Genomic DNA, 2,493 nt, shown 5'->3' with positions numbered 1-2,493 from the left:
GCAATAAAGCGATCTATGGCATCTTTGGCTATATCCCTCTCATCCATATCCTCAGCGCTCACCTCCTTATTGGCCTTGCGTGCTTTAGCCTTAGCTTTAGCGCTGTTCGTGGTGTTTTGCTCTCTAACCTTAGGCAAAAATACATCTGCCCAACCCCTAGTGATAGACTGATTCACACACACGCTTAAATCTGCCCCTAGTGCTTTTAACTGCACAAGGCGATCTAAGATCGCTTTTTTAGTAGAGTAGCCCACGCGCACATGTTCACGGCGATAGGCAATAAAGCGCTCAAAGGCGGCCACTTCGGTGGTGTTAAGCGCGGAGGTATCCAAGTTGAAGGTGCTATGGGCTAAGGCCTGCACTTTCTCAAGACTAGTTAACACATAAGAAACCCTACAAGCCCGAGATTTAGCGCTACTGGAGGGTTTAACAGCGCTAGATTCAAGCAATTTAGCACTCTGGGAGGACTTTAAGGTTGGCTTAAGGTTGGCGCCGGGGACCAAATGGATGCGATTAACGGTTGACTTAGGACGACCTCCTGAAAATAACGCGTCTTTAAGAGGGTGAGCAATAGCACACGCGCCGCGCTCAACGCTTTTCAAACCACAGAGCGCCCTTGACTTGCGTTGTTTGGTGGTGGCGCTGCTCAAGGAGGTTTGCAAGAGGTTAACGGGTCTTACAGCGCTAGAAATCAAGCTAGTAGCAAGAGGGGACATAACGCGACCCTTTAAGCCAACGCTACAAGATTGTAGCACCCACATGGGCGAGGATAAGGCAATAGTCTGGAGACTACAAGTAGGCACATGTTGGGATGTTGGGACATTAAGAGAAGCAATTGGACTAGCCAATACTAGATCACTTCTAGGGTGCTTAACATTCACAGAACTATCAACCCGAGATGTAGAATGTGCAACACTCAAAAGATCAAAAGAAGTACCAAGAGCGCTTGAAGGTTGTTTAGTTACAGATAATCTAGAAGTTTCTGAGACCCCAAAAGTAGTACCTGACTTGATAAGACTACTTAAACCGATAAGCTGATTGAAAACTTGTACCTGACACTTAAAAATAACATTTCCTGAAACGCTACGATTAGGAAAACCAATAAGGGGAGAAAAGGCGCGATGAGAAAGACTACCATTATTACCACTAACATAGCTAGTAATACTATTGTAATAATTCCGACTATTAAAATCAAAAGCGTTAGCGTACTGACTAAAGAATACATGTTTCTTTGTACTTGTACATGTTTCTTTGTACACTGGAAATTTTGGATTTTGGATTGCTTGATCTAGTTCTTGAGCCACAGCCGCGTATTTAGCGGGGTTTCTAGCCTCAATTTGGGTTTTTTTGCCTTGTGTTTCCCATAAGGGAAAATTTCCCTTATGGGTATTGCTCAAAAATTTTTTAGCATTCTCTTGTACTCCACCCACTGCATTACTTGGCTTATTAATGTTGCAAGTGTTAGTATCAAGGTTATTAAGTCTATTTTCATCAGGGCTTGAATCCTCTCTGCTTGGCCATTTGACTTCAATGTAAGTTTGATCAGTAAACTTTCCTTGTTCATCTTTAAAGCGTGTTTTATCAAGGTAGTTTTTGTCTATCAATTCAGCCACATATTTGTAAAGGGTTTTAATATCTATTTGGAGCACTTTAGCGATATGTTCGCTATTTGGCTCCCAATCACTAGGAAGTGAGCGATAAAAGCCCCAAATGGCTATAGCCATAAGGCTAAGGTCTTGTCTCCAATAAATATCATTGGGTAGTTGTACATGGGGCTCGTTGATTTGTGGTTTGCCAATCATGCTAAATCCTTATTAGGGTTTGGGTTTTTGAGTATGAAACGGCGTTTCCCGGTGAAGCGCCCTTTCTTATCTCTAATCTCTACAATGTCTAAAAGACTTTTGTCTTTGAGTTCTTGGGTGTATTTGTAGTAGGTGTTCTTGCATAGCTTTAAATGGCTACAGGCATGTTTGGTATTAACTTCCCAATCACTAGGAAGGGCTCTTAACCACACAAGGATTTTTGTAGCTATGGGGCTTAAGTCTGTATAGTAGACAATGTTATTATCAATAGCGCTAAAGCCCTCTTTGATCTGGGGCTTGACTATCATTGTAGAGTTTGTGGTGAGTTTCTGGTACATTAGTAATCCTTTCTAGTGGGGTCTTTTAGGTGGAAGGTGCTTTTTAGGTTGCCTTGCTCATCTTGCATCACCCCAAACTCTAAAAAGCCTTTTTGGTGTAGTTTTTTTAGGCACTTTTGTAGCGTTTTGAATCTGTAGCCGCATTGTTTGGCAAAGGCTGGTGTTTGAATAAGCGTATCATTGGGGAGAGTGGCTAGGTATATGTATAGTGATAGCGTTTTAGCGTTTAGCTGGCCTTTTTGTAGCAATGTCCAAATACGCTTATTGATGTAGGTATTGTGTTCTTTGGCAACTATAAGGTTATCTTCCTCAATCTCACGCGCGCTTAGTTCTTCTGTGTAGTCTTGCTCCAT

At 42.2% G+C, this 2,493-nt stretch carries 2 protein-coding genes and 1 pseudogene; all 3 read right to left on the bottom strand.

Going from position 1 to position 2,493, the window contains the following annotated elements; all coding sequences use genetic code 11:
• Positions 1-1,802, bottom strand: a pseudogene (locus G6Q06_RS08235) (hypothetical protein); the annotation flags it as partial.
• Entirely contained in the window at positions 1,799-2,140 is a 342-nt protein-coding gene (locus G6Q06_RS08230; RefSeq protein ID WP_163566293.1) for a hypothetical protein, read from the bottom strand. The gene G6Q06_RS08230 and the pseudogene G6Q06_RS08235, both read right to left, overlap by 4 nt.
• Positions 2,140-2,493, bottom strand: a 354-nt coding sequence (locus G6Q06_RS08225; RefSeq protein WP_163565303.1) for a hypothetical protein, incomplete at its 5' end; no start/stop codon positions are given. The genes G6Q06_RS08230 and G6Q06_RS08225, both read right to left, overlap by 1 nt.

Source organism: Helicobacter suis, assembly GCF_902196135.1.
GTDB classification, from domain to species: Bacteria; Campylobacterota; Campylobacteria; order Campylobacterales; family Helicobacteraceae; genus Helicobacter; species Helicobacter suis_A.
Note: the sequence above shows the minus strand (reverse complement) of the source record. Positions and strands in the feature narration are given on the sequence as shown.

Coding starts and splice junctions, on each gene's coding strand:
- G6Q06_RS08230 (WP_163566293.1), bottom strand. CDS start 2,140: ATGTACCAGAAACTCACCACAAACTCTACAATGATAGTCAAGCCCCAG.